Source organism: Geminicoccus roseus DSM 18922, assembly GCF_000427665.1.
GTDB lineage: Bacteria > Pseudomonadota > Alphaproteobacteria > Geminicoccales > Geminicoccaceae > Geminicoccus > Geminicoccus roseus.
This window is the reverse complement of the sequence record NZ_KE386572.1, coordinates 3,992,487-4,016,952: the sequence shown is the minus strand read 5'-3', so window position 1 is coordinate 4,016,952 and position 24,466 is coordinate 3,992,487. Positions and strand designations below refer to the sequence as shown.

The window sequence follows — 24,466 nt, the reverse complement described above, 5'->3', positions numbered from 1 at the left end:
GAGCGACGACGATGAAGACCTGGATGACCGCGGGCGCCCTGGCGCTCTCGCTGCTGGCGCAGACCGCGCTGGCCGACACCACGCTGAAGCTCACCGAGGTGATCACCAGCCCGGCGCGCACCGAGCACCTCAAGGGCATGATCGCCAAGTTCGAGGAAGCCAACCCGGGCGTGACCGTCGAGGTCACCTCGCTGCCCTGGGGTCAGGCCTTCGAGAAGCTGGCGACCATGGTCCAGGGCGGCAACATCCCCGACGTGGTCGAGATGCCCGACCGCTGGCTGGCGCTCTATGCCGCGAATGGCCAGCTGGAGAACCTGCAGCCCTGGCTGGACGAGTGGGAGGTGACCCCGCAGCTCACCGACCGCGCGGTGCAGTTCGGCTCCTGGTACAACGACACGCCCTACATGATCCCGTATGGATTCTACATCCGGGCGATGTTCTGGAACAAGGAGCTGTTCGCGCAGGCCGGGATGAGCGAGCCGCCCAAGACCACGGCGGAGTTCGTCGAGGCGTCGAAGAAGATCGCGGCGCTGGGCGAGGGCAAGACCGGCTACTGCCTGCGCGGCGGGCCGGGTGCCACCAACGGCTACATCATGTTCATGCTGAACGAGATGGGCTCCAACGAGTTCTTCGACGAGGAAGGCAACTCGACGTTGAACAAGCCGGAGGCGGTGGCCGGCCTGCAGATCCTGGCCGACATGTACCAGGAGGGCGCCGTTCCCAAGGACAGCGTCAACTGGGGCTTCAACGAGATCGTGGCCGGGTTCTATTCCGGCACCTGCGCGATGCTCGACCAGGACCCGGACGCTTTGATCGCGGTGGCGGAACGGATGCCGGCCGACAAGTTCGCGGTGGCGCCGATGCCGCTCGGGCCCTCCGGCAAGTCCTTCCCGACCATGGGCTATGCCGGCTGGGCGATGTTCTCGGCCAGCGAGGCCAAGGACGAGAGCTGGAAGCTGATCGCGCACCTGTCCTCGCCGGAGATGAACCTGGAATGGGCCAAGGTGGTCGGCGTGATCCCGATCCACAAAGGTGCGGAAAACGACCCGTTCTTCGACACCGAGCAGTATCGCGGCTGGTTCACCGAGCTGAACGACCCGCGCTGGCAGCTCACCGCCATGCCCACATATCTCGAGGAGTTCGGCTTCTTCGCCGACCAGATCTCGATCACCGGCGGCCAGGAAATGCTGCTGGGCCAGCGCACGCCCCAGGACGTCGCCGATGAATGGGCGGCCTATCTCACCGATGCGCAGAAAAAATGGCTGGAATCGCGCTGAACGCGCCTGAAGGAGGTCCGGCCCGGCGCCGGACCTTTCGTTCGCTCGCCGAGCCCTGGACCTATCTTTCCCCGACCCTCGTCCTGATCGCCCTGTTCATGCTGGTCCCGCTGGTGGTCGGCATCGGCTTCGCGTTCCAGAACGTGCAGATCCTCAACCCCTTCAAGCGTGGCTTCGTGGGTCTCGCCCATTTCGAGGCGATCTGGCAGGACCGGATCTTCTGGCGGGCTCTCGGCAACACGCTGTGGTGGACCTTCGCCTCCCTGTTCCTGCAATTCTTCCTGGGGCTTGGCCTGGCGCTGCTGCTGTGGCGGGAGTTCAAGGGCAAGAAGCTGGTCCAGGCGATCGTGTTCCTGCCCTGGGCGGTCCCCTCCTTCCTGTCCGGCCTGACGTTTGCCTGGCTGTTCAACCCGGTGGTGGGGCCCCTGCCGCACTGGCTGCACGCCCTGGGCCTGCTGGCCGCCCCGGACAACATCTTAGGGGATCCGGCGCTTGCCATGTGGGGGCCGATCACCGCCAATGTCTGGTGGGGCATCCCGTTCTTCGCGATCACCATCCTGGCGGCGTTGCAGTCGATCCCCAACGAGATGTACGAGGCCGCCGCCATCGACGGCGCCGGCACCTGGGCGCGCTTTCGCCACGTCACCATTGCCTACCTGATCCCGACCGTGGCGATCACCATCCTGCTCCGCACCATCTGGATCGCCAATTTCGGCGACCTGATCGTGGTGATGACCGGGGGGGGACCTGCCGGGCAGACCCAGATCCTGCCCTCCTACATCTTCACCATCGCCTTTCGGAAGCTGGACTTCGGCTATGCCTCGGCCTTGTCCATGGTGCTGCTGGGCCTCCTTTTCCTCTACGCGATCTTGATCCTGGAAATGCGCAAGCGGCTGCGGAGCGCCTTTTGATGACCCGTTTCCTGCCGACCCGGAGCCGTTGCTGATGGTGGTCGCCGGCGCCTCGCCCTTCGCCCGCCGCTTCGGCACGGTCTTCCATCGCCTGGCCCTGGCGCTCTACGTGCTGGCGGCGCTGTTCCCGCTCTACTGGCTGATCAAGATCGCGGTCACCCCCACCGACCTCCTGTTCGGCGAGGGCATCCGGCTGTGGCCGAGCCGGGCGACCTTGGACAATTTCGGCGAGGTGCTGGGGGCCACCGACTTTCCCTGGTACTTCGCGAACTCGGTGATCGTCTCGTTCGGCACGGCCATCGGGGTGACGCTGGCGGCCAGCCTGTCCGGCTACGCCCTGTCCCGCTTCACCTTCCGGGCCAAGGCCCCCGTCCTGTTCTTTTTGCTGCTGACCCAGATCTTCCCGCTCGTGATGCTGATCGCGCCGATCTACCGGCTGATGACGCCGCTCGGCCTGGTCGACAGCCTGACCGGGCTGATCCTGGTCTACACCGCCTACAACGCCCCGTTCGCCACCTTCCTGATGCAGAGCTTCTTCGAGGGCATCCCCAAGGAGCTGGAGGAGGCGGCGATGATCGACGGCTGCACCCGCTTCCAGTCGCTGCGCCGGGTGATCCTGCCGCTCACCCTGCCGGGCATGGGCGCCACCCTGGGCTTCGTGTTCACCGCGGCCTGGTCGGAACTTCTGTTCGCCCTGATGCTGATCTCGTCCGAGACCAAGATGACCTTCCCGGTGGGCCTGCTCACCTTCGTGTCGAAGTTCTCGGTGGACTGGGGGCAGATGACCGCGGCGGCGGTGCTGGCGCTGATCCCGGCCTGTTTGTTCTTCGCGCTGATCCAGCGCTACCTGGTGCAGGGGCTGACCGCCGGCGCCGTCAAAGGCTGACCGGAAGGACCTCAATACTCGCCCTGGTTGACTGCTTCGGTTCCGGATGCCTCGCCGTTGAAATCAACCGCCACGTTGTCGGTTACCGACCCGGCGCAGGATATTGTCCACCAGACTGGTGGAATTATTTTTTTCTTTTCTCGTGCCCGGGTTCGTTGCTAATCATTTTGTATATTTAATCCGGCTCGGGGGGAACCGATGCCATTTTCGAACGTTGCACCGCACCAATTGGCGCTGGCCGAGGCGCCCGACGCAGATCTCGCCCGCCTCGCCTCCCTGCTCGACCAGGTCGACCGGCTCTCCCTGCAGATCACCCATGCCGGCGCCGCGGTGCGCTCCCTGGTCATCGGCCGGCGCTCCGGCCTGGACGCGGCAGCACCCGCCGCTGCCCAGCCGTCCTGCGACAAGGCGATGATCCCCTCTTGACGTCCGGGCCCAGGCAGGCTGCCTGCGCCCCATGCTCGACCTGAACGACATCACCCTGCGAATCGCCGGCCGCGTCCTCCTGGAGGGCGCCAGCCTGCACATGCCCGCCAACCGCCGCTTCGGCCTGGTCGGCCGCAACGGCACCGGCAAGACCTCCCTGTTCCGCCTGCTCACCGGCGAATGGCACGTGGATGCCGGCGAGGTCCGCCTGCAGCCCGGCATCCGCGTCGGCATCGTCGCCCAGGAGGCGCCGGGCGGCTCCACCACGCCCATGCAGGCGGTGCTCGCCGCCGACAAGGAGCGCCACGCGCTGATGCAGGAGCGCGCCACCGCCACCGACGGCCTGCGCATCGCCGAGGTCGAGAACCGCCTGCTCGAGATCCAGGCCGACGCCGCCCCCGCCCGGGCCGCGATCATCCTGAAAGGCCTGGGCTTCGACGAGGAGATGCAGGCCCGCCCGCTCTCCGCGTTTTCCGGCGGCTGGCGGATGCGCGTGGCTCTCGCCGGCGTCCTGTTCGCCGAGCCCGACCTCCTGCTCCTGGACGAGCCCACCAACCACCTGGACCTGGAAGCCACCCTCTGGCTGACCGAGCACCTGGCGAAGTACCCGCGCTCGCTGCTGCTGATCAGCCACGACCGCGACCTGCTGGACGCCGTGCCGGAGCGCATCGTCCATCTGGAAAACCAGAAGCTCACCACCTGGACCGGCGGCTTCACCCAGTTCCGCCGCCAGTTCGCCGAGCAGCGCGAGCTGCGCGAGAAGATGCGCGCCAAGCAGCTGGAGCGAAGAGCCCACCTGCAAAGCTTCGTCGACCGCTTCCGCGCCAAGGCCACCAAGGCCCGCCAGGCCCAGTCGCGCCTGAAGATGCTGGAAAAGATGCCGGTCCTGGACGCCGAGGCGATGGAGCCGGACGTCGTCTTCGACTTCCCCCAGCCCGAGCCCCCGCCCCCGCCCTTGATCACCATGGACCGGGCCGCCGTCGGCTACGACTCCAAGATCATCCTGAGCGGCCTGTCCTTGCGCATCGATCCCGACGACCGCATCGCGCTGATCGGCGCCAACGGCAACGGCAAGTCGACCTTCGCCAAGCTCCTGGCCGACCGCCTCCAGCCGATGTCCGGCGAGCTCACCCGCGCCCGCGGCCTGAAGGTCGGCTTCTTCGCCCAGCACCAGATCGAGGACCTGACCCCCGACGCGGACGCCATCGCCCACCTGCGCCGCCTCCTGCCCGACACCCCGGAACAGAAGCTGCGCTCCCGTCTCGCCCGCTTCGGCCTGAACCAGGACAAGGCGATCACGCCCGCGAAGAACCTGTCCGGCGGCGAAAAGGCCCGCCTCAACCTCGCCATGATCACCTGCCACGACCCGCAGTTCCTGATCCTGGACGAGCCCACCAACCACCTGGACATCGACAGCCGCGAGGCCCTGATCGAGGCCATCAACGAGTTCCCCGGCGCCGTGGTCCTGGTCTCCCACGACCGCCACCTCCTGGAACTCACTGCCGACCGCCTCTGGCTGGTCGGCAACGGCCGCGTCACCCCCTTCGACGGCGACATCGACGACTACCGCCAGCAGATGCTCTCCGAGCGCGCCAACAACCAGAAAACCCCCACCCCCACCCAACAGCCCGCCCCGCCCAAGCGCACCCAGAACGAACGCCGCCAGAAACTCGCCCCACTGCGCCAGGAAGCCGCCAAGCTGGAACGCCTGATCGAGCGCATCCAGGCGGCGATCGCGGAGATCGACGCCAAGATGGCGGACCCGAAGAGCTACATGAAGGGGCTGGACCTGGAGGGGCTGGGGAAGAAGAAGGCGGAATATCTGGACGGGCTGGCGAAGGCGGAGGGGAAGTGGTTGGAGATGCTGGAGGAGATTGAGGGGATTGAGATAAATTGAACAACAGCCCTCATCAGATACTCAACTAGAATCTTGATCAAGCATCTTATGGAGAGACGCAATCCGATCGCTCTTCATTTAAAAAGCCTTTCAAGGAGCTGCCGAAGTTCGGTGCACGCTTGAATGGGCGCCTTTTCGAAGAAATCGGCTAGTTCGATATTTTGCTTTCCGGCGTTGGGCGGCGTCCTTCTTCGCACATCGACATGGGCCCACTCATGCTCGACATACAAGTGGCCAACATCTGAATCAAATACAAGTCTCCACCAATCCTCATCATTCATGACTGGCCCCCTAACTCTCTTGTAAAGCTCTTTTTTCGATAGTGGCATAGGCATCTTTCCCATTAGCACATAACTAGAGAGCTCTTTGTAGCAACCAAAAGCGTTATTAATTAAAATATGCACAAGCGATGTTAAAAAGAAATGAATTGCCCATAACATACGCTGCAGTTATTTATTTGATTGTTATCATTAGAACAACAGAAATAATGCAGTTAAATTTGCACCTCACTAATTGACAATACTATTCATTGTTGTCGAAATATGGCTCGATAAGAATGAATTGCATCTCGTTTCTTGCTCCAGTAGTAGCACAAACTGTAACTTGTGACACACATAGCACTAACTGTTCGCCCTACACATACTGCAGCAGCATTACTGTCATTTTTTTTACTTATAACAAGATTCCGCCGAAAATCGGCAGCATCATCCCAACTACCTGCAATCAACGCGCTAAAGCCATTCCGATACGGGTGGACGAACTCAGAGAGGTATTCATATAAATCATGATAAAATGCTTCTTGATTCGTACCTTTCAATGCAGCGTCGAGGCTTTTGATCGTCTTAAAAGCGTCCCGAGGACGCAACGCTTCCACAATGTCTCGCGACTTGGCACCCCAGATTGATCTAAGCATAATCTTCTCAATTACGTCTTCATATTCGACAATATGTTTGTGAACCAATTTATTGTTACATGCATTCTGCAAGGCGGATGCGACGATAGAAATCTCTTGTGAGGCCACCACAACTAACTCAATTAGGTTTCGCGCGTTCGCGGCAGCCGGCACAAGTCTGTCGCTTTGCAGGTCGGCTAAAATGGATAGTATAAGTTGATCCGCGCGGTATACAACGAGAGTTATGTACGCGTGAAGAAAGTGGGCAACATCACCCCAAATCCGCCGATTTTTGTCAAATACATTAATGTTGCTTTCAAGGATCTTTTTCAGAGATGCAGGGGTATCTAAAGATACCATTGCAGAATCTGGAAAGGATTCTACCGTCCTATATAATTCTTCGACATAAAATTTCCCATGCTTAATCATCATTCTATCGACTGATAAATATCGACTCATTGAGAGATTCGGAGGTAGTGCATAGCTCACGGGATGATTCCTCCAGAGAATAACTCAATGAATTTGAGTTAGCCTACCCGAATACAAGACCCACCTATTGATGTTCGTATATGGTATCAATAGCGACCAGAATACTTCGCCTAGACGCCTCACTCCACTATCATCTGACGCTGAAGCGACTTCTACGTCCGGTTCGCCAGAGCGAACACTGCACTTCCAGCGAAAACTGCAAGCAAGCTAAGGGCGCTGGAGGCAAGCACGCCATCCCCGAATATCCCTAAAAGGGTTACCGCAGCTACCCACGTACATAGGACGGCTGCTGGACCGGAGGCCTTCATGTTCATTGATATGTTCTTGAGGAACTCCATTGTGGTTTCCGCTGCTAATGCCCAGGCATATCCGTATATTCGTTGTTGATGTTTCGCAAGGATCGCCAAGGCGCAGAATCAAGGTCAACGACTTTCCTGCCAGTCAACTCGCCGCACGCAATTGGCAGGTCGCCCCAGCCTTCACTACGGAAATGGGGTCAGGTCTTGCGTTCGCGCACCTTCCCGCTCCGGGAAGATTCACAAGGCATAGGGCGCCTGCACCCCTGGATCGTCCGTCGGGAAAGAAACTGCGGCAGGCCTTCTGCTCAGGCAGGAATTCCGAACGGTACACTCCCGTACCTTCCACCTACAGAAGCGCGGAATGGGGTCAGGTCTTGCATTCACGCACCTTCCCGCCCGAGAAGGTTGCTCAACATAGCTTGCCCGCCCCTCGGATCGTTCGCTGGGAGCCAGCGTAAGACGCGACAACGTCAATCGCCTGCACGCCAAGCACTGGAGCGGCAGGGGCCGACCACAGGACGCCGTCAACCCCTGCCGCTATTGCGCCCCCTGGCCCGGCGGAAGCGGCCGTTTCCGGCCGCCCGCCCAAGCCTCCGCGGATTGACCAGGCAGCGGCGTTCGAGCAAACGTCTCCCGCCCAAAATCACCAGAGCCATACGCGTGTCTTCCAACGTCATCGTGTCGCCCTACGCGTCGGAGGATGCCCCCGCCTGTGCGGAAGTCTTCGAACGCGCCTGGAATGCCGGACATCCGTATGCCCCTCGCTGGATCGGGCTCGACGCGTTCAAGAACGCGATCATGGGCCGAAGCGTCCTGGTTGCGCGAACGGAGCAAGGCCGGATCGTCGGCTTTGCCGGCGTCGAAGTGCCGGACTCGTTCATCCAGCACCTCTACGTCGACCCAGGCTTTGCCCGCCAGGGCATCGGCCGCAAGCTGCTGCAGGCGGCCGTCGAACTCGCGGGCGGGCAAGCCACGCTCAAGTGCCAGCGGAAGAATGCCGGCGCCCTCAGGTTCTACCGGCGCGAGGGTTGGACAGAGGGAGAAGAGGGCGGCGATGGTGATGAACGGTGGGTGCGCATGAGGAGCCCGCGCCTGGATGTCCCGTAGGTTCTCCTGAGGATTGATGCCGCCTGCGCGTTCGCGGCAAAGGGGTCCGTGCCTCTTGCATCAGCCCCAGCCCTCCCGCTGCCTCCACCCCGGAAGCGTGCTCAGCGGCCTGAGGCACCCGCCGCGCACCCTGCCCAGATCGACCCTGGCCGCTCCTGGCTCAAGCCTCGACAGGCCAAACTCCAGCGGCGCGCCACCGCGGCCCGCCAGGAGCAGACAGCGTCCCTCATGGTCGCCCTCCATCTCGCGGCATCCCCCACCCGGCCCAACCACCAACAGCCCCCAACCCAGCCACCATGTGCCCCGGCGACCCGATCCCCCGCGACGGAACCGGCCCGGCACCAGGCCGTTCGGCAGGCTGAAACACGCCCACAAGCGGGCCCGGGCGCCGCTCCGCTCCTGGCTGCCGGAACTGGCTGCTCCCCCCATCCCGCCGCCAGCCACGGCCCATCCCCCGGAGACCGGCCCGCCCGACCGCGTCGTGCAGCAAGGCTGGAGATGACCATGGCAATCCAGATCCCGCTCGATCCGACCGACCAGACCGGAACCGAGGGGCCGGATGGCCTGGTCTCGATAGCACCCGACCTGGCTTGGCAACGGCTGAAGATCGTGAACGTGGTGCTGTTCGGCCATCCTTCCGCCGGCGCCGGCAACTGGGTCCTCATCGATGCCGGCCTTGCCGGCTCCGCGCAGTCCATCCGGGAGCTCGCCAGCAACAGGTTCGGCCAGGACGCCCCGCCCGCGGCGATCGTGCTCACCCATGGCCATTTCGACCATGTGGGCGCTTTGGAAACCCTGGCCCGCGACTGGGACGTGCCGGTCTACGCGCACCCTCTCGAGCATCCCTACCTGGACGGCAGCACCTCCTACCCGCCCGCCGACCCCTGGGTGGGCGGCGGCGCCATGGCGCTGCTTTCGCCGCTCTACCCGACCAGTCCCGTCGATGTCGGCCCGCATCTGCGCGCCCTCCCGGCGGATGGCAGCCTGCCGGGCATGCCGGGCTGGCGCTGGATCCACACGCCCGGCCACACGCCAGGCCACGTGTCGCTGTGGCGCGAAGCCGACCGGACGCTGGTCGCCGGCGACGCCTTCATCACCACCGGGCAGGAATCGGCCTACGAGGTCGCCGTCCAGAGCCCGGAGATGCACGGCCCCCCGCGCTACTTCACCCCGGACTGGCCGCAGGCGGGCCGCTCGGTGCGGCTTCTGGCCGGGCTCGAGCCCGAACGCGTCGTCTGCGGCCACGGCCATGCCATGCAGGGCCCGCGCATGCGCGCCGCGTTGCATGAGCTTGCCGATGATTTCGAGCGGATCGCCGTTCCGTCGAACCGGCGGTAACGGTTCGTGAAGCCGGCTGGCGCCGAAGCCGGGCGCTGATCCGTCCAGAGCTCAGGTAAACGCAATCGGGGCCAGCTCCAGCCTGCCGGCCCCCTTCCCCGTCGCGGCCACCTGCCCGGACCACCCCCCGCAACCAGGCAGGAGCCTCTCCCGGCCTTGGCGCCTGTCTCCAAGGACCGCCGGGAGCGGAAGTCCGGCCTGGCGGCAAACCCGCCTGGCCCGGCCAGCTCGGTCCGGCAATCAAAAGTCGTCGCGACGATCCGGCCAAAAATCATCCGCCGCAGCGTCGCCATGCCTCGGGCAATAACGGGAACAACACCGCACACCAGATGCGGGCTTCTTCCTGAAAATGGGACAGCCCTCCGATTGACAGATGCCGATCTTTCCTGGTGATCAAATAAAAAAGCAAAGCACAGTATTTCTACTGATTATGATGACATGACCTATACAACCCTCAGTGCTACGGAAATATGCACAAGTAATATCATGATACAATTGTGATGATACCGACTATTGTCAATCATGATTGTCATGATGCATAGATATGCCCAACGGGCTCTAGATCGGCGCGAGCATCTTCACTGAAAAGCTGCAAATAATATTTCTCGCTTGTGTCGGTACCTGGAGTTCTTCTTTGTCCCGATGGCCTCGATATACATGGATCACCATAGCCATGGCCGCGACAAGAACTGATCTCACTCGGAAAGGCGGCAGTCGCAACCAGAAGTTGCAGCATCTCGGCGGCGTGCTGATCGCAGCCGCCGGGCTGTTCTGCCTGCCATTGCCGGTCGCCGCCCAGGAGGTGCCCGAATCGGCGGTGCCGAAAACGGCGCCGCGCTACTTCCCGCCAACCCTGCGCGCCGCGCTCGGCGCACCGCTGCCGGCCGTCATCGGCAACGAATCCCTGCCGGGCGTCATCCCGGCCAAGGGCAGCGACCGCAACCCGTCGGGCGTGGCGGGCTTCATCAGCGACGAGGGCGTCGCCCGGACCATCGGCGCCAAGGAGCACCCGTTCTTCAAGTCGCTGGGCGCCAACGGCCGCAGCTGCGGCACCTGCCACCAGCCGTCCCAGGCGATGAGCGTGAGCGTCGCCGACATCAAGACCCGCTTCCGCCGCTTCGGCGTCCGCGACCCGATCTTCGCGCCGGTGGATGGCGCCAACTGCCCCACGCTGGTGCCGGCATCGGAGACCCGGCCATCCAGGTTCTACGGCGGCCGCCGCGGCCGCGGCAGCAACAGCGATTCGGCCAGGGCCCGCTCCCTGCTCCTGAACTTCGGGCTGTTCCGGATCTTCATGCCGGTGCGCACCGCCGCCGACTTCACCATCAAGGTGACCCACGACCCCTATGGCTGCAACACGCCCGGCAACCCCCATGCCAGCGCGTCGGACGGCAACGACGGCGCCAACGGCACCGGCGGCAGCGTACCGATCTTTTCCATGTACCGGCGCCCCCTGATGAGCGCCAACCTCGCCTTCAAGACCGAGACGCTGGGCGGCGGCCCCTCCGGCAACATCATGTGGGACGGGCGCGAGCCGAACCTGTTCTCCCAGGCGCTCAACGCCACCCTCGGCCATGCCCAGCGCGACAACCGCCCCACCAGCGAGGGCGGCCAGGGCAGCCTGACCGTGGATTCGGCGGAGATCCGCAAAATCGTCGCCTACGAGGTGGGCTTCTTCACCGCCCAGCAGGTCGACAACCGCGCCCGCGCCCTGGACGACGGTGCCAAAGGCGGCGTGGTTCACCTGCGGGAGAACATGATCCCGGCCAGCAAGGTGGTTCCCCCGCCTCCGCCGACACCTTCCAGGCCGTTTGACGAGTTCGACGCCTGGAGTACGCCGAACGGGGCGCGCTTCGCCCTGGCCCAGCGCCTGTCGATCCAGCGCGGCCAGGCGCTGTTCAACGGCACCGCACCCGACCGCCGCGGCCGGTTCGCCGCCCGGGACGTTCCGGGCTTCTCCGACGTGGTGCCGCCGTTCATCGCGGCCGACGCGACCTGCGCCAACTGCCACAGCATCCTGCATGGCGGCAGCAACAGCTTCCCGGCCAGCCAGAGCAACATCGGCGTCAGCGGCGACTTCCAGGGACGCGGCGGGGCCAGGCTGCGCAAGGATCTTCCGATCTTCACCATCACCTGCGAGAGCAAGCCCGCCTTCCACCCGAGCAACGTGATCGAAACCAACGATCCGGGGCGGGCGATGATCAGCGGCCGCTGCGCCGACATCGGCAAGAGCTCGGTCCCCTCGCTGCGCAACCTGGCTTCCCGTGCCCCGTTCTTCCGCGACGGCTCGGCGCGCACCCTCGCGGACGTGGTCGATTTCTACAACCAGCGCTTCGGCATCGGGCTGACCCGCCAGGAGAAGACCGACCTGACGAACTTCCTGGCAGCCCTCTGACCGCCCGCTTCCCCCATCCTGCCTTGCCCGGCCGGTCCCAAGACCGGGCAAGTCGCGCTCCCTCGCGGGCCGGGAGGGCCGGCCCGGGTCCTGCCATCCGGGGCGTTTCCCCGGGTGCGCCGACCCCCGGACCACGATCCGAACCAGGCGGGCGCCCCGGCTGCGCCTGCCCGCTGCCGGGAAGAACAGCGTCGCAGGGAAAGGGCGTCAGGTCTTGCGCCATGGCATCGTTGCCTCGTCGATCGGCAACATCTATTCTATCGGAAATTTTTTGACTTGATTTCACGGGGAGGCCCAGGTGCCCATCATGGACCATGATGCCAGGGTCGAATTCATCGAGGAACTCGGCCGATCGGGCCGGACCATCACTTATGGGCAACTGGCAGTTCGGTTCGGCCTGCCGACCCATGGCCTCAATCTGAAGAACAACGCGCTGTCACGGATCTTCGATCCGCTGGACAGGCAGGACGGAGCCGGCAAACGGCCATTCAGAACGGCGGTGATCGTCCGGGGGAAGCATCCGAGCATGCCGGGCCCGGGCTTCTTCAAGGCGCTGGCACTCCATCGCGGCGATCCGCCGATCCTCGAGCATGACCGGCGCGCGGTCTGGCAGAACGAACGGGATGGCCTGCGCGCCGTTGCACCCTCCATGCATGGGGAGCAGCCACGGGCAGCACGATAGGTCCAGGTCCGGCATCCTCGCGCCTGGCTGCCCCGGGATGGCCGGCGCTCCAGGCGCCGTCCGGGGCCCCTCATCTCCACCGGCACGTCCGGCCCGCGACAGCCCCCCGCAGGCGACCCCATGACCACCATCCGAACCAGGCTCGCCGCCTGGCTGCGCCCGGCCCGCACCTCCCCGGCGACATCATCCGCCGCCGATGCGCCCCCCTGCCCCGTCTTCGCCCGCTGGGGCGCCATCCTCGACCCGCACCCGCAGGTGCCCAAGGTCATCGAGATCTTCGCCCATGGCGAGCGCGAGGTGATCTGCTTCCGGCTGAGCGCGGGCGAAGGCGAGTGGACCAAGTACTTCATGTTCTTCGTCAGCGCCCCCGGATCGTCCGGCTCGCCCTGCCCCGAGATGATCGTCTCGGCCGGCTCCTACCGGTTCACCAACGCCCATCGCGGCTCCGAGGGCCGCCGCTACCACCTGGATCTCTACCAGTCGGACGACCACGCGACCTTGTGGATCCAGGACCACCTGCCGGCCTACGAGACCCTTCGCCAGGAGGTGGTCGACCTGCTCGACAGCCTGTAGCCCCAGCCCGGCCGACAGCAGCTTGCACCGATCCCGGACAACGCACCGGGCCGGTCCCCAGGCCCCGGAAGCGTCCCCTCCACTCCCCGCCAGCCGGAACTCGGATCATGCGAGGAAACGGAGGGGCAAGGGAACCGAGGGTCAGATCCTGCCTCCTCACCTCCGCCCCAAGGGGGATAGCCGCCGGAGCCCTCAGCCGCTTCTCCGCCAGTGGCCGGCGGTCTCGCGCCATCGCCACCCCGGATCCCCTTGGGCTGCGGGCAGCCGACGCTTGCCGGCATGGTCGACGCGCAGCCTTCGGCTCCGTGTGGCAGGTACGAAATGGACAACGCCCTTCGATGATCCGGCTTCGGTGCAAGTTGCTGACGACTTGTCCACGCCGCCCCTCGATTCCATGATCTCCGCAAGAACAGCAGCAGCAGCAGGACACCAGCCGAGCCGATTTAGCCCGCCCCGATACTCGAAATCCTGATCCGCCGACCCCAGTTCAACTCGGATCGACTGGATCTGGATGCTATCTGGCCGACAAAGGAGGCAGGACTTGAAGCGGCTTCTGCTTGCGACCGACCTCTCCCCCCGCTCCGAGCTGGCGCTGGCCCGCGCCTTGCGGCTGGCGCGGCAGCACGGCGCCCAGCTGCGCGTGTGCCACGTGGTCGACGACGCCCTGCCGGCGCACCTGGCCGAGGCCCAGAAGGCTGCGGCCGAAACCATCCTGCAGGAGCGCATCCAGACGCTTGGCGGCGATGTCGCGGCGACTGTTTCGCTGGCGATCGCCGCCGGCAGGCCCGAGGCCGTGATCCTCCAGGAGGCGACGGCATCCGGCGCCGAGCTGATCATGCTGGGGGTGCATCACGGCGTGGCGCCAACCATGTTCCGCGGCAGCACCGCCGAGCGGGTGATCCGCCAGGGCCGCCTTCCGGTCCTGGTCGTGCGGCGCGAGGCCGAGGCGGACTACCGGCAGGCCGTGGTCGGGATCGACTTCTCGCTGCACTCGCTCTGGGCGGCGCGGGCGGCGTTCCGGGTGGCGCCCGCCGCAACGTTCCACCTGGTCCACAGCTACATGGCGCCCTTCCCGGTGTTTCTCGCCGGCGACGTGCGTTCGGAGGCGCGCGAGATGCACACGCGCGAGCTCGACCGCATGATCGACGAGGAGCTCACCGCCTTTCTGGCCAGGCTGGGCGACCAGCTTCCCCCCCAGCAACGCCTCACCGTCCAGGGGCCGGCGACCGAGGTCCTGCTCCACGTGGCGGGCCGCCTGCCCGCCGACCTGCTGGTGATCGGCACCCACGGCCGCACCGGCATCGCCCACGCCCTCCTGGGCAGCGTCGCCGAGGACCTGCTGCTGCAGGCCCATTGCGACGTGCTGGTCGCCAAGGCCTGGTGAGCTCCTCAAAGGGGGCATCAGCACCCGGCAGCGCCCCATGCGCCTGCCCGGCCGCCAGGGCGACGAGCCGAAGGTGGTGTTCGACCTGTTTGCCACGGTGGAGGCGGTGGCCCGGATGATGGGCGAGCAGCTGCGCTTCCACCGCATCGACTTGGGCGATCGACCCGCCCCGCCAGCCCTATCTCGTGCGCGCCCGCCCAGTGCCGATGGAGCAGACCCTGATCGATCTGGTGGTCGACGCCATGGACGCGATCGAGGAGCGGCGCGAGCGGGACGGCGCCCGCTTCCAGGGCCGCATCGCCCTCGCCATCACCGCCGTCCCCCCGGATTTCTGGCAGGTCGAGGTCGGCGACCATGGCTGCGGCGTCGCCCCCGCCATCGCCCCGCGCGTGTTCCGGCCCTTCGTCAGCAGCAAGCCCGCCGGCAAGGGTACCGGCATCGGCCTGTCCATCGCGTTCGGCCTCCTCCGCGACATGAACGGCCACATCGACCTGGCCCCCCACCGCCAGTCCGGTGCCTGCTTCCGGATCACGCTGGCCAAGGTGGCGGCGGTGGAGGCGGTGGCGGCGGGGTGATGACGTGCCTCCTCATCGCCCGAAGGCCGCTCCGTGCCCCTGCCCGAACCTCGCCATGATCACGCGCCACGACCCGCAGTTCCTGATCCTGGACGAGCCCACCAACCATCTGGACATCGACAGCCGCGAGGCCCTGATCGAGGCCATCAACGAGTTCCCCGGCGCCGTGGTCTCGGTCTCCCACGACCGCCTCTGGCTGGCCGGCAACGGCCGCGTCACCCCCCTTTCGACGGCGACCTAGACAACTACCGCCAGTAGATGCTCTCCGAACGCGCCAACAACCAGTAAATCCCCACTCCCGCTCAGCAACCCGCCCAGGCGCACCCTCGATAAATCCCTCCAGAAACTGGCCCCGCTGCGCCAGGAGGCGGTGAAGCTGGAACATCTAATCGAGCGGATCCAGGCGGCGATCACTGAGATTGACGTGAAGATGGCGGATCCGAAGAGCTACATGAGAGAGCTGGATCTGGAGGGGCTGGGGAAGAAGTAGGCGGAGTACCTGGACGGGCTGGCGAAGGCGGAGGCGAACTTTCTGGGAGTAAATTGAGGGCATTGAGCAGAAACAAACAGACTCGACACGGCTCTTCGAGATCAACCGCAGGGCTGTTAGACCAAGCCACACCTCAGTGAGCCTCACAATTCATCAGTATCTAGACAGATTCTAATCTTCTTCGAATTCTGCAGCAATTATCCTTACATGAATATTTCCAGAATCATTGGAAATAACTCGCTTTTTGTTTGGCCAGATAACGAACTGATGCTTTGTATCCGGATCCGATCTTCCATCAACATAAATCTCGTATTCAACATATACATATTGCAGACTTACATTTCGAAGCCAAACACCTCCATCGCTGCGCTCCTCGCGAACGTGTTGTGTCGCATCTGGCCCAAGACCTGTTCTAGTTGGCTCATCGCTTAAGACCCTCGCTCTACGACTACGAAATCTCACATCCCGCGGTCGACCATACTCAATGCGATATATGACAGTCTCTACATTTGTCCCGCCATCATGCAAAACCTTAGCTGCTCGAGTTTCCGCGCACGAATTTCTTACACGAACACGATTGGCGGGCCCGGTATTTACTACTTCACAACAAGGTGGCATCTTTTCTCTCCAAATATCTTTCTCGCTGACCGCACATCTTGGCCCATTACTAGCAAGCATATTAGATTTTGATACACGCAACGCTCTCATTTACATGCACGGCAATGCATGCTAAACAAAAAAGCTAAAATTTCCAAAGTCTTCCGGAAGGAAGGCTATCACAGTAGCCGCATATTCGCAACGGTTTAGGTCATGACGGTATTCTAGTCAGATATGCCAGCAATGATGAAGAGCCTGTGCAATTCACCATCCAATAACGCTTCCTGTGCAGTGACTGTCACAGGAATACGTTCGTGGAGGGAGCGAGTGTACGGGTTGAGAGGTTGCAATCTGCTTGGATCGACCACTTTCCCGAGGACTTCCCGCCCAGTTCCGTCGAGCAGCTCAACCTTGCATGAGCCGGTACGGATATTGAATGAGATGAACTGCACGCGGAATGCGCACGCCTCAAGCAGTTCCAGTTCCTCCAACGCACGCAGAACCTCTGCCTCCACTTCGCCGATCTCAACGCGGTCGACCGCCTTGGGAGCCTCCAGCTTCATCCACCGGGAAGTCCTGCCTACCGGCGCGGGGAGCTTTCGGACGGAGGTTCGGGATCGCCGGAAGGCGGCCTCGGCGACTCCATGCAGCAACTGGCGGTCTGCCAGTTGCGCTTCATGGGCCATCCGGATCTGCGCAGCGAGATTGTCGTTCGCCCTGAGCGCCTCGTTCATCTGGCCCTCTAATCGGGCGAGCCGTTGCTCGGATTCCCGGTTCTGGCCAAGCGCTTGATGCACGATCCACGCGAAGATCGGCAGTATCATGACTTCCAATAGAAATTTAGTTGCATCATACCATAGGGGATATTGCTCGCTATTCGCCAAAACAAATAGATCTTGCCAAATAGAACCCTTGCCTGGGGAGCCAGTAAATACTCTAGCTACTGGCTGTTGCCTTTTTCGTAGTTCTTCCCGCTCAGTATTCTATGCGTTATGACTTGAGAGATTCGAGCACTCGCTTCGATACTCTCGCCAATTTCCACAGCACCAATCAACCCCTCATGCTCCGGTGGAGTGTCGTAACGCAGCCGTAAAATGTGGACCGGTTTCATAATTCAATCCTCTAACGGAAAGGGAGCAGAGTTCAACGAAACCGGCAGATGGTCGAGAGGCATAAAAACTTCCGGCAGCGGAATATTTATTGGTGATGTATGGGAGCAAAGGGCGGATTTCCATTCTGAGTACCCGGCGTCACGCCGTCCTCCTCTCGCTCGCGGTATCGGGCAGACACGCCGATCTCGCTCATCGTCGCTGCGATCGCCAACGATTACGATGCCACTCCCTGGTCATAGGCTCCTACGGAAACTGCGCGGGGATTCTGGTCAGGCCCTGCCATCCCCATTCCATGGTGGGCCCGCCCCAGATCAGGTAAAATCCCCGGTTCCAACGCATCGAAGCCACGGGAAGGCAGGCAGTCCATCGTCCCCGGTCCGCCCTGCCATCAGGCATCACGCCCCGGCACGGCCCCGCCGTCCTCGGCAGCGCGTGGGGAAGCGGGCAGGAGCACGCCATGCCAACCATCATCGGCACACCGACAAACGACCGCCTGACCGGCACGTCGTCCAGGGACACGATCTACGGCCGGGCCGGCAACGACACGCTCGTCGCCGGGCCGGGCGACGACGCCGTCTTCGGCGAGACCGGCGACGACACGCTCTGGGGCAAGGACGGCGATGACCGGCTCTTTGGCCAGGCCGGGGACGACCGGCTGGCCGGCGGCAATGGCAACGACCGCCTGTTCGGCCAGGACGGCCACGACCGGCTGGAGGGTGCCAGGGGCGACGACCGGCTCGATGGGGCTGCCGGCAGCGACCTCCTCCTTGGCGGCAGCGGCGAGGATCGCCTCTACGGCGAGGCGGATGACGACGCGTTGTCCGGCGACAGCGGCAACGACCACCTCGTGGGCGGCCTGGGTGCGGACCAGATGTCAGGCGGGACCGGCGATGACATCCTCTACGGCTTGGCGGCCGATCTGCAGAACATCCGCGGCGACTACCAGGACGACCATGACGTCCTCGATGGCGGCGATGGCAACGACCTCCTGGTCGGCAACTATGGCAAGGACCGGCTGGACGGCGGGACCGGCGACGACACCCTGATCGGCTGGCCGGGCGACGACCTGCTGCTCGGCGGGAGCGGCGACGACATCGCCATCGGCGAGGACGGCAACGACCTGATCCGGTTGGGCGCCGGCAGCGACACCGTCGTCTTCGAGGGCGACGACTTCGGCCAGTACTTTTCCTCACGCCGCGCCGACTGGGTCAGCCCCGACAGCGACCTCGTCGCGGATTTCGCCCGCGGCGAGGACCAGCTCCGGATTCAGTTCAGGGTCTTCTTCCTTGTTAAAGGCTTTGGCGAAGTGAGGCGCATCGGCCTAACCGAATTGGACAGCAACAAGAACGGCCTGGTCGATGGGGCGGACGCTCATGTCGAGGTCGAAAAGATCCAGCTCGACAACGTTGCCCGCGACTCCCTGGTGATCCATGCCGGCGATGCCAGCGGCTTCGCCCGCTTCCAGGGCGACACGCTCACCCTGTTCGGCATCACCCGGCTGGCCGCCGCCGACTTCACCACGGGCGACTTCACCACCTGAGGCGAGCCCGGCCATGGCGCCTGCGGAAATGCGGTCAGGCCTCGCATCCCAGCACCCTCCCGCCCAGGGAAGGGTCACACCCCATAAGGCACCCGCACCCCCGGATCGTCCGCCGGAAAATCCCTGGTATTCCGCGTGACCAGCAGCAGGCCATGCACCTGCGCCGTCGCCCAGATCAGCGCGTCGGGGAGCCGGATCCGGCGGCTTTGCTGTAGCTCCACCGCCCGTTCCGCCATCCGATCCTCAATTACGATCACCTCGAACCCGCCAAAGAAGCCTGCGCCCCTGCTGTATGGCATCGAATTGGCCGATCAGGATGACGCCGGCCCGCACCTGCGCTACTCGCCGCGTAGCCGATCCTGGCAGGCCAGCCCGTCGACCGTGCGCTGGCCCCATAGGCCGAAGGCATCGTCCATCGCCCCCGCCCGTCGCTTCGCCAAGTATTCGTCGATCGCCTGCCCGATCAGCGCCGTGCGCGACCGCTGCTCGGCCCTCGCCAGTTCGTCGAGCGCCTGGACCTGGATGGCACCGAGATCGACCGAGATCCGCATCCACGCCCCTCCCGCTTTGCGCTTCCCCTCACCCCCCGAACCCGAACCGCCACACCGCCAGCGGCACGCCCAGCAGCACGACCAGCGACACGATCACCAGCGCGCCGTCCCGGGTCAAAAGCCCCGCAGCGAACAAAGCGATCACGGCGGACGCGATCGAGCCCGAGGTCGGGATCACCTCCATGAACGGCATGAACAGGGTCAGCGCCAGGATCAGCAGCAGCGGCAGGAGGATCCAGGGGCGGTGCAGCAGGAAGGTGAGCCGGGCTTTCAGGAACCGCTCGACGAAGCGCACCGGCCGGCGCAGCCAGCCGATCCCCTTGCACAGCTTGGCCGAGGACATCCGCCGGCGGGTGATGACGCCCGGCAGCCAGACGCATTGCCGGCCAAAGATCATCTGCACCACCAGGATGAACACGATGGTGGCGACGATCGCGGTGATGCCGGGAATGGCGCTGGCCGGCGAGGTGGAGATCAGCGAGAAGATCAGCATCAGGGCCGCGAACGACTTGCGCCCGAGCGCCTCGACGACTTCCTGCACGGCGATGCTGTCGCCATGGACCGACTTTTCCAGCTGGTCGAGGGTCTCGCTGAGTGCCCGGGTCATCGCTTCGGCCGTGATGTTGCTCACCAGGGTAGTCAACCGGCGCGCCCGCCGCCCAGTTCCACCGCCTAACCCGGGCGGCGGGCAAGGGCCGGCCGGCGGCCGCCCCCTGCCCGCCCCGTCGCCACCGTCAGCCGCTCTTGGGCCGGATCGGCGGGATCGCGCGCAGGTACTCGTAGACCGCGCGCAGGTCGGGCTCGATCATGTTGCCGTAGACCGGCCAGGGCATTACCTGGCGGATGCGCGCCTCGCCGGGCTTGTGGCCGGTGCGCATGATCGACAGGAACTCCTTGTAGGTCAGCCCGTTCGGCCGGCCGTTCTTGTGCGGCGTGATGTTCTTGGAGACGATCGGCCCGAACGCCACCCCGCCGGCCAGGTAGCCGGCCGTGTTGATCTTGGCCGGCTGGCCCTTGAACGGGTCGCCGCCTGGCGCGAAGGGCGGGTTGGTGTGGCAGTCGTTGCAGCCGCCCTGGGCGTTGACGATGTAGCTGCCCAGGCCCACCAGGGTGCGGTCGCGGTTCTTCAGGTTCAGGCGCACCGGCGCGATCGCGTAGCCGCGATGAACCCGGGCATAGTCCACGAAGCCCCGGTAGCCGTGCCCGTGATGACCCGGGCTCTTGTAGCCCGGCCCCTGGTAGCCCCGCCGGGCGTCGTCGCCCGCGGCATCCCCGGGCAGCGCCGCCACCCCCAGCGCCACGGCCGCCACCGCCGCCAGGGCCGAGAGCCCCCACGTCCTTGTTGTGATCGCCATCGCTTCCTCCAGCGCGACCCGGGCCGCCCATCGGCCCCCTTCCGCCCGCCCGGAAGCCGCCCCATGCGGAAAGCACCGGCCGGGCGCGCCCATCCCTGCCGCCGCCCGCCAAAATCGTGGCCGGGATCAACGCCAGGGGGAAGGAGGCGCGCCGGGTCCGGCCATTCCCGGCCGCAAATTTCCGGAAAGACCATGTCGCCATGGTCGACGGTGCACCGGGACGCGATCTCCGTCAATCGGAAGATGTTCTGGAAGAAGCGGCAATCGCCGCCATGTCCCTTCGGGCCGGCTGTTCTTGCCGGTTCTTGGCAGCGACCAGTCCCGCCTCGCCGGCCAGGTGGGCCAGCGCCCCGTCAGCTTTCCTGGCGGCTGCCCAGCCAGGACGTCACGGAGTCCTTCCGGCCAGGCGTGTCGCCCCCGCCGCCCAGGGGCTGGGCCTTCTCGATCGCCTCGTCGCCCGCCATGCTCTGCCGTGCTACCCGATGCATCATCACCAGGCCGCCGGCCAAACAGCCGCCGAACCGGGTGAAGCCGGTCCGCCACAAAAGGCGCAGCATGTCGGGCAGCTGGCGGTCGTCCTCCAGCACCAGATGGATCGGCTGCTCCGGGTGCGGCATCGCCTGGATGGGCGGAAGGTTGCCCGGACCCAGCGGGCCAGCCGCGTTGACCTTCTTCAGGCGCGGATCATGGCTCGGCACCGGCGGGGCGTTCTCAACCACCGCCCGCTGGAACGCGATCCCAGGGCGCGCACCCGCAGGTGCTCAGAAAACGTCGTTGTCCCAGGCCATGCAGGTCATGAGGGAGCCTGCATCAAGTCCTGGATGGTCGTCATGGGCCGGAGGATCCTGCCTGCATCGACCTGATCCCGTGCGCCGGCTCCCAGCGCTTCACCAACCTGCATCACTCATGGTCGAAGCGCTGCTGCCGCCTGGACGTCCACAAGCCGCAACGCCCCGAGCTGGTCTGGATGAAGGGTTATTCGCAGCCCTGCGCTTCCGGGGGGTTGCCGGGCCGGCAGGAGGCGCACGGACCGGCCAGTCCGGCGTCCTGCCGTCCGTTGGGCAAGAGTGCGGGAAAGCGGGTTCGCGCGGCCAGAAGGGGCGTTGCCCCCAAGGCCGGCCGCGAACCGCCGCGTTTCCCGGTGGCGGGTCAGCCCAGACCCAGGAAGCCCAGGATGATCACGACCACCACGATCACGCCGATCAGCCAGAAGATGTTGTTCATTGGTCCAAGCTTCCTGTCGTTGACGTTGCGTCCGGCTGATCGGGCCGCGCTCGCGACCGTTCACCGTCCGCTGTGGCAACGCCAGGCGGCAGCGGTAGTTCCAGCCCGATCCCGATCGGCCACGAAAAACTCGTAAAATCCACCGGCAGCGTGGCCGGCGTACCTCTGGTCCGGCCAGGGAACGCGCCCATGGCTCAAGCGGTTGGCCGGGCAACGCATGACGAAGGAGGTCCCGACGATGGCGGACCAGGACAAGCAGGACCAGAACTGGCTGCAGATCCGCAAGCGGATCGACGCCGAGAAGTCGCCGGACCCTGATCCCACCCCGGAGCCCGCCTTGTCGCCGATGGGCACCGACGACGAGGCCGCCGGGGTGACCACCGCGCCGGCCGACATCGCCCGCTCCGCCGGCCCGGAGGCGCCGCCCCGGCAGCCGCCGCGCCAGAGCAAGGTGCCGCTCTGGGTCTATGGGTTCGGCGCCGTCGCGGTGCTGGTGATCCTGCTGCTGGTGCTGGGCTCCGCCAGCACCTGAGCGGGCGCGCCGACGGCCCAGGGGAGGCTGGCGGTTCCGCACATCTCCCTGGCAATCCGATCCTAGGAAATATATCCTGCACACCCCGACCTTCCCCGCGCAGGATCCCGCCCCATGCCCCGCAGCCTCGCCCAGGCCGAAGCCTCCCGCCAGAACGGCGCCCGCAGCCGCGGCCCCACCACCCCCGAGGGCAGGGCCCGCGCCGCCCAGAACGCCCGCACCGTGGCGATGCGCTCCACCGACCCGTGCCTCGCCGAATTCGAGGAAACCGACCGCTTCCACGAGCTGGAGCGCTCGGTCTACGACCGCTACCGGCCGCTCTGCCCGGTGGAGGCGTCGCTGTGCGCCCGGATCGCCTTGGCGCTGTGGCGGGCCGAGCGCGCCGACCAGCTGGAGGCCGAGTACTGGTGCCTGCCGGTGCCGGTCTCGCGCTTTTCCGAGACGCTGAAGCTGGCCGCCGTGCTGGTGCACGAGGAAGGCCACCGCCCGCGCAGCCTGGCCACCATCCTGCGCTACCAGGCCGAGGCGATGAACGCGGTCACCCGCGCGCTGAAAGCCCTGGCGCTGCTGCGCGCCGGCACCGCCGAGCCGCGAAACGAGGAGGACGAGCCGGCGGACGCGACGGACGCCGGGCCCGCCCCCGCCAACCAGAACCAGCCGGTGCCAGCCGCGATCTGCACGAACGAACCCGAGCCGGAGCCGGCGCAGCCCGCCCCGGAACCGGTCGAGCCCGCGGCAGCCCCGGCCCGGGCCGCTGTTCCCATGCTTTACACGAACGAACCCGGGCGGCGGGATCCCATGGGCGGGGCCGAGCTGCCGGATCATGCCGGCCAGTCCACCGTTTCCGACTGGCAGGTCGAGGCACGCCAAATGCCAGCGTAAAAATGTAATTTATTGCAGTTTGACATGGACTCGCTCGGGAACCACATGGAGCACCATCGCCGCTTCTGTGAAAGTTCCCGCCATGTCGCGCCGCGTCACCCTGCTCGCCTCCGCGATCCTGCTCTCCTCGAGCGCCCTCGCCTCGGCCGCCGAGCCCCTGGTCGATGCCGCCTGGCTCCAGGAGCATCTGGACCAGCCGGGCCTGGTGGTGCTGGACATCCGCAACGTCGAGGAAGGCTCCTCGGAGGAACTGTTCGCGCAAGGCCACATCCCAGGGGCCGTCCATTCCGACTATGCCAAGGCCGGCTGGCGGACCACCGTGAACGGCGTGCCCGGCATGCTGCCGCCCACCCAGGACCTGGAGCAGCTGATCGGCAGCCTGGGCATCGGCAACGACACCCATGTGGTGCTGGTGCCGCACGGCAAGACCTCCAGCGATTTCGGCGCTGCCACCCGGGTGTTCTGGACCTTCGACGTGCTGGGCCATGACGAGGTCTCGATCCTGGAAGGCGGCTATGCCGCCTGGTCCGCCGGCGGCAATCCGGTGGAGACCGGCACCGGCACGGCGCCCGGGCCGGTGGCGTTCAAGGCCGAGTTCCGCCCGGAGCTGGTGGCCTCCCTGGACGAGGTGAAGCAGGCGCAGGCCAACGGCGTGCCGCTGGTCGATGCCAGGCCCAAGGGCCAGTACACCGGCGAGGTGACCCCGGAGAATGTCGGCATCGCCGGCACCATCCCGGGTGCGGTCAGCCTGCCCCACGACGTGCTGGTCGAGAACGGCGCCGACGTCCTGGACACCCCGGAGCTGGACGCCCTGCTGGCCGGGCTGAACCTGCCCGAGGACGGCGAGAAGATCGCGTTCTGCAACACCGGCCACTGGGCCTCGGTCGGCTGGTTCGTCCTGAACAAGGTCGGCCAGGACCCGCAGGTGAAGATGTACGATGGCTCCATGGTCGAATGGGCCAAGATCAACGGTGAGGAAACCGAGATCGGCGCGGATCGGACGGTGAACTGATGGCAGCCATTCTCCAGCCGGCCGGGCGCTCCGCCCCGGC

25 protein-coding genes and 1 pseudogene are annotated in these 24,466 nt (G+C 65.2%); 18 read left to right on the top strand and 8 right to left on the bottom strand.

Annotated elements, in window-relative coordinates:
* Positions 1-11 precede the first annotated feature (11 nt).
* From GEMRO_RS0119995 to GEMRO_RS0119975, 5 genes are all read left to right on the top strand, one after another.
* On the top strand, positions 12-1,277 hold the full coding sequence (locus tag GEMRO_RS0119995; protein ID WP_027135432.1) for an ABC transporter substrate-binding protein: 1,266 nt from the start codon (positions 12-14) through the stop codon (positions 1,275-1,277).
* Complete coding sequence (locus GEMRO_RS0119990) at positions 1,259-2,188, top strand: carbohydrate ABC transporter permease (RefSeq protein ID WP_027135431.1); 930 nt, start codon at positions 1,259-1,261, stop codon at positions 2,186-2,188. The genes GEMRO_RS0119995 and GEMRO_RS0119990 overlap by 19 nt, the downstream gene beginning before the upstream one ends.
* A gap of 34 nt (positions 2,189-2,222) precedes the next feature.
* A complete protein-coding gene (locus GEMRO_RS0119985) occupies positions 2,223-3,074 on the top strand; it encodes a carbohydrate ABC transporter permease (protein WP_051329663.1) in 852 nt (283 codons plus the stop codon).
* A 198-nt stretch (positions 3,075-3,272) separates the two neighbouring features.
* The gene (locus GEMRO_RS0119980; protein WP_157505664.1) at positions 3,273-3,500 is read left to right on the top strand and encodes a hypothetical protein; all 228 of its coding nucleotides are present in this window, start codon (positions 3,273-3,275) and stop codon (positions 3,498-3,500) included.
* Positions 3,501-3,531: 31 nt separating this feature from the next.
* The gene (locus GEMRO_RS0119975; protein WP_027135428.1) at positions 3,532-5,397 is read left to right on the top strand and encodes an ABC-F family ATP-binding cassette domain-containing protein; all 1,866 of its coding nucleotides are present in this window, start codon (positions 3,532-3,534) and stop codon (positions 5,395-5,397) included.
* A 74-nt stretch (positions 5,398-5,471) separates the two neighbouring features.
* Here the strand turns inward: GEMRO_RS0119975 and GEMRO_RS34390 are convergent, their stop codons facing one another.
* Positions 5,472-5,678, bottom strand: a complete 207-nt coding sequence (locus tag GEMRO_RS34390; protein ID WP_157505663.1) for a hypothetical protein — start codon at positions 5,676-5,678, stop codon at positions 5,472-5,474.
* 245 nt (positions 5,679-5,923) lie between these two features.
* Positions 5,924-6,778, bottom strand: coding sequence for a hypothetical protein (locus tag GEMRO_RS34385; RefSeq protein WP_157505662.1), 855 nt, complete (start codon positions 6,776-6,778; stop codon positions 5,924-5,926).
* Between the two features lie 959 nt (positions 6,779-7,737).
* On the opposite strand from GEMRO_RS34385, the gene GEMRO_RS34725 reads away from it, so the two are divergent.
* From GEMRO_RS34725 to GEMRO_RS0119930, 8 genes are all read left to right on the top strand, one after another.
* Positions 7,738-8,184 (top strand): GNAT family N-acetyltransferase, encoded by a 447-nt coding sequence (locus GEMRO_RS34725; RefSeq protein ID WP_051329267.1) that lies wholly within the window; start codon positions 7,738-7,740, stop codon positions 8,182-8,184.
* A gap of 504 nt (positions 8,185-8,688) precedes the next feature.
* Positions 8,689-9,522 (top strand): MBL fold metallo-hydrolase, encoded by an 834-nt coding sequence (locus GEMRO_RS30715; RefSeq protein ID WP_051329662.1) that lies wholly within the window; start codon positions 8,689-8,691, stop codon positions 9,520-9,522.
* Between the two features lie 727 nt (positions 9,523-10,249).
* Entirely contained in the window at positions 10,250-11,917 is a 1,668-nt protein-coding gene (locus GEMRO_RS0119955; protein WP_027135426.1) for a hypothetical protein, read from the top strand.
* Positions 11,918-12,215: 298 nt separating this feature from the next.
* Complete coding sequence (locus GEMRO_RS0119950) at positions 12,216-12,599, top strand: hypothetical protein (RefSeq protein ID WP_157505660.1); 384 nt, start codon at positions 12,216-12,218, stop codon at positions 12,597-12,599.
* 120 nt (positions 12,600-12,719) lie between these two features.
* Positions 12,720-13,172 carry a hypothetical protein gene (locus tag GEMRO_RS0119945; RefSeq protein WP_027135424.1) on the top strand — a complete coding sequence of 151 codons (453 nt, stop codon included), beginning with the start codon at positions 12,720-12,722 and terminating at the stop codon, positions 13,170-13,172.
* Positions 13,173-13,713: 541 nt separating this feature from the next.
* Positions 13,714-14,556 (top strand): universal stress protein, encoded by an 843-nt coding sequence (locus GEMRO_RS0119940; RefSeq protein ID WP_027135423.1) that lies wholly within the window; start codon positions 13,714-13,716, stop codon positions 14,554-14,556.
* 185 nt (positions 14,557-14,741) lie between these two features.
* Positions 14,742-15,131, top strand: coding sequence for a sensor histidine kinase (locus tag GEMRO_RS0119935; RefSeq protein WP_157505659.1), 390 nt, complete (start codon positions 14,742-14,744; stop codon positions 15,129-15,131).
* A gap of 55 nt (positions 15,132-15,186) precedes the next feature.
* Entirely contained in the window at positions 15,187-15,372 is a 186-nt protein-coding gene (locus GEMRO_RS0119930) for a hypothetical protein (RefSeq protein WP_027135421.1), read from the top strand.
* 1,070 nt (positions 15,373-16,442) lie between these two features.
* Here the strand turns inward: GEMRO_RS0119930 and GEMRO_RS0119915 are convergent.
* Positions 16,443-17,042: a DUF7947 five-stranded beta-barrel domain-containing protein gene (locus tag GEMRO_RS0119915; protein WP_027135420.1), complete on the bottom strand. Its 600-nt coding sequence runs from the start codon at positions 17,040-17,042 to the stop codon at positions 16,443-16,445.
* A gap of 745 nt (positions 17,043-17,787) precedes the next feature.
* Here GEMRO_RS0119915 and GEMRO_RS35720 point away from each other — a divergent pair.
* Complete coding sequence (locus GEMRO_RS35720; RefSeq protein WP_051329266.1) at positions 17,788-18,870, top strand: calcium-binding protein; 1,083 nt, start codon at positions 17,788-17,790, stop codon at positions 18,868-18,870.
* A 74-nt stretch (positions 18,871-18,944) separates the two neighbouring features.
* Here GEMRO_RS35720 and GEMRO_RS33660 read toward each other — a convergent pair.
* The 5 genes and pseudogenes from GEMRO_RS33660 to GEMRO_RS0119885 all read right to left on the bottom strand — a co-directional run.
* Positions 18,945-19,145: pseudogene (locus tag GEMRO_RS33660) on the bottom strand (PIN domain-containing protein); the annotation flags it as partial.
* Between the two features lie 63 nt (positions 19,146-19,208).
* Positions 19,209-19,421 carry a ribbon-helix-helix protein, CopG family gene (locus tag GEMRO_RS0119900; RefSeq protein ID WP_027135419.1) on the bottom strand — a complete coding sequence of 71 codons (213 nt, stop codon included), beginning with the start codon at positions 19,419-19,421 and terminating at the stop codon, positions 19,209-19,211.
* Positions 19,422-19,449: 28 nt separating this feature from the next.
* Positions 19,450-20,028 carry an exopolysaccharide biosynthesis protein gene (locus tag GEMRO_RS0119895; protein WP_027135418.1) on the bottom strand — a complete coding sequence of 193 codons (579 nt, stop codon included), beginning with the start codon at positions 20,026-20,028 and terminating at the stop codon, positions 19,450-19,452.
* Positions 20,029-20,155: 127 nt separating this feature from the next.
* Positions 20,156-20,776 carry a hypothetical protein gene (locus tag GEMRO_RS30700; protein ID WP_051329265.1) on the bottom strand — a complete coding sequence of 207 codons (621 nt, stop codon included), beginning with the start codon at positions 20,774-20,776 and terminating at the stop codon, positions 20,156-20,158.
* Positions 20,777-21,129: 353 nt separating this feature from the next.
* On the bottom strand, positions 21,130-21,474 hold the full coding sequence (locus GEMRO_RS0119885; RefSeq protein WP_157505658.1) for a hypothetical protein: 345 nt from the start codon (positions 21,472-21,474) through the stop codon (positions 21,130-21,132).
* 476 nt (positions 21,475-21,950) lie between these two features.
* Here GEMRO_RS0119885 and GEMRO_RS34380 point away from each other — a divergent pair, with 476 nt between their 5' ends.
* From GEMRO_RS34380 to GEMRO_RS0119870, 4 genes are all read left to right on the top strand, one after another.
* Complete coding sequence (locus GEMRO_RS34380) at positions 21,951-22,136, top strand: hypothetical protein (protein WP_157505657.1); 186 nt, start codon at positions 21,951-21,953, stop codon at positions 22,134-22,136.
* A gap of 102 nt (positions 22,137-22,238) precedes the next feature.
* A complete protein-coding gene (locus tag GEMRO_RS30695) occupies positions 22,239-22,532 on the top strand; it encodes a hypothetical protein (protein WP_157505656.1) in 294 nt (97 codons plus the stop codon).
* Between the two features lie 114 nt (positions 22,533-22,646).
* Positions 22,647-23,414: a hypothetical protein gene (locus GEMRO_RS0119875; RefSeq protein ID WP_027135416.1), complete on the top strand. Its 768-nt coding sequence runs from the start codon at positions 22,647-22,649 to the stop codon at positions 23,412-23,414.
* 82 nt (positions 23,415-23,496) lie between these two features.
* Positions 23,497-24,426, top strand: a complete 930-nt coding sequence (locus tag GEMRO_RS0119870; protein ID WP_027135415.1) for a sulfurtransferase — start codon at positions 23,497-23,499, stop codon at positions 24,424-24,426.
* The last annotated feature ends 40 nt before the right edge of the window (positions 24,427-24,466 follow it).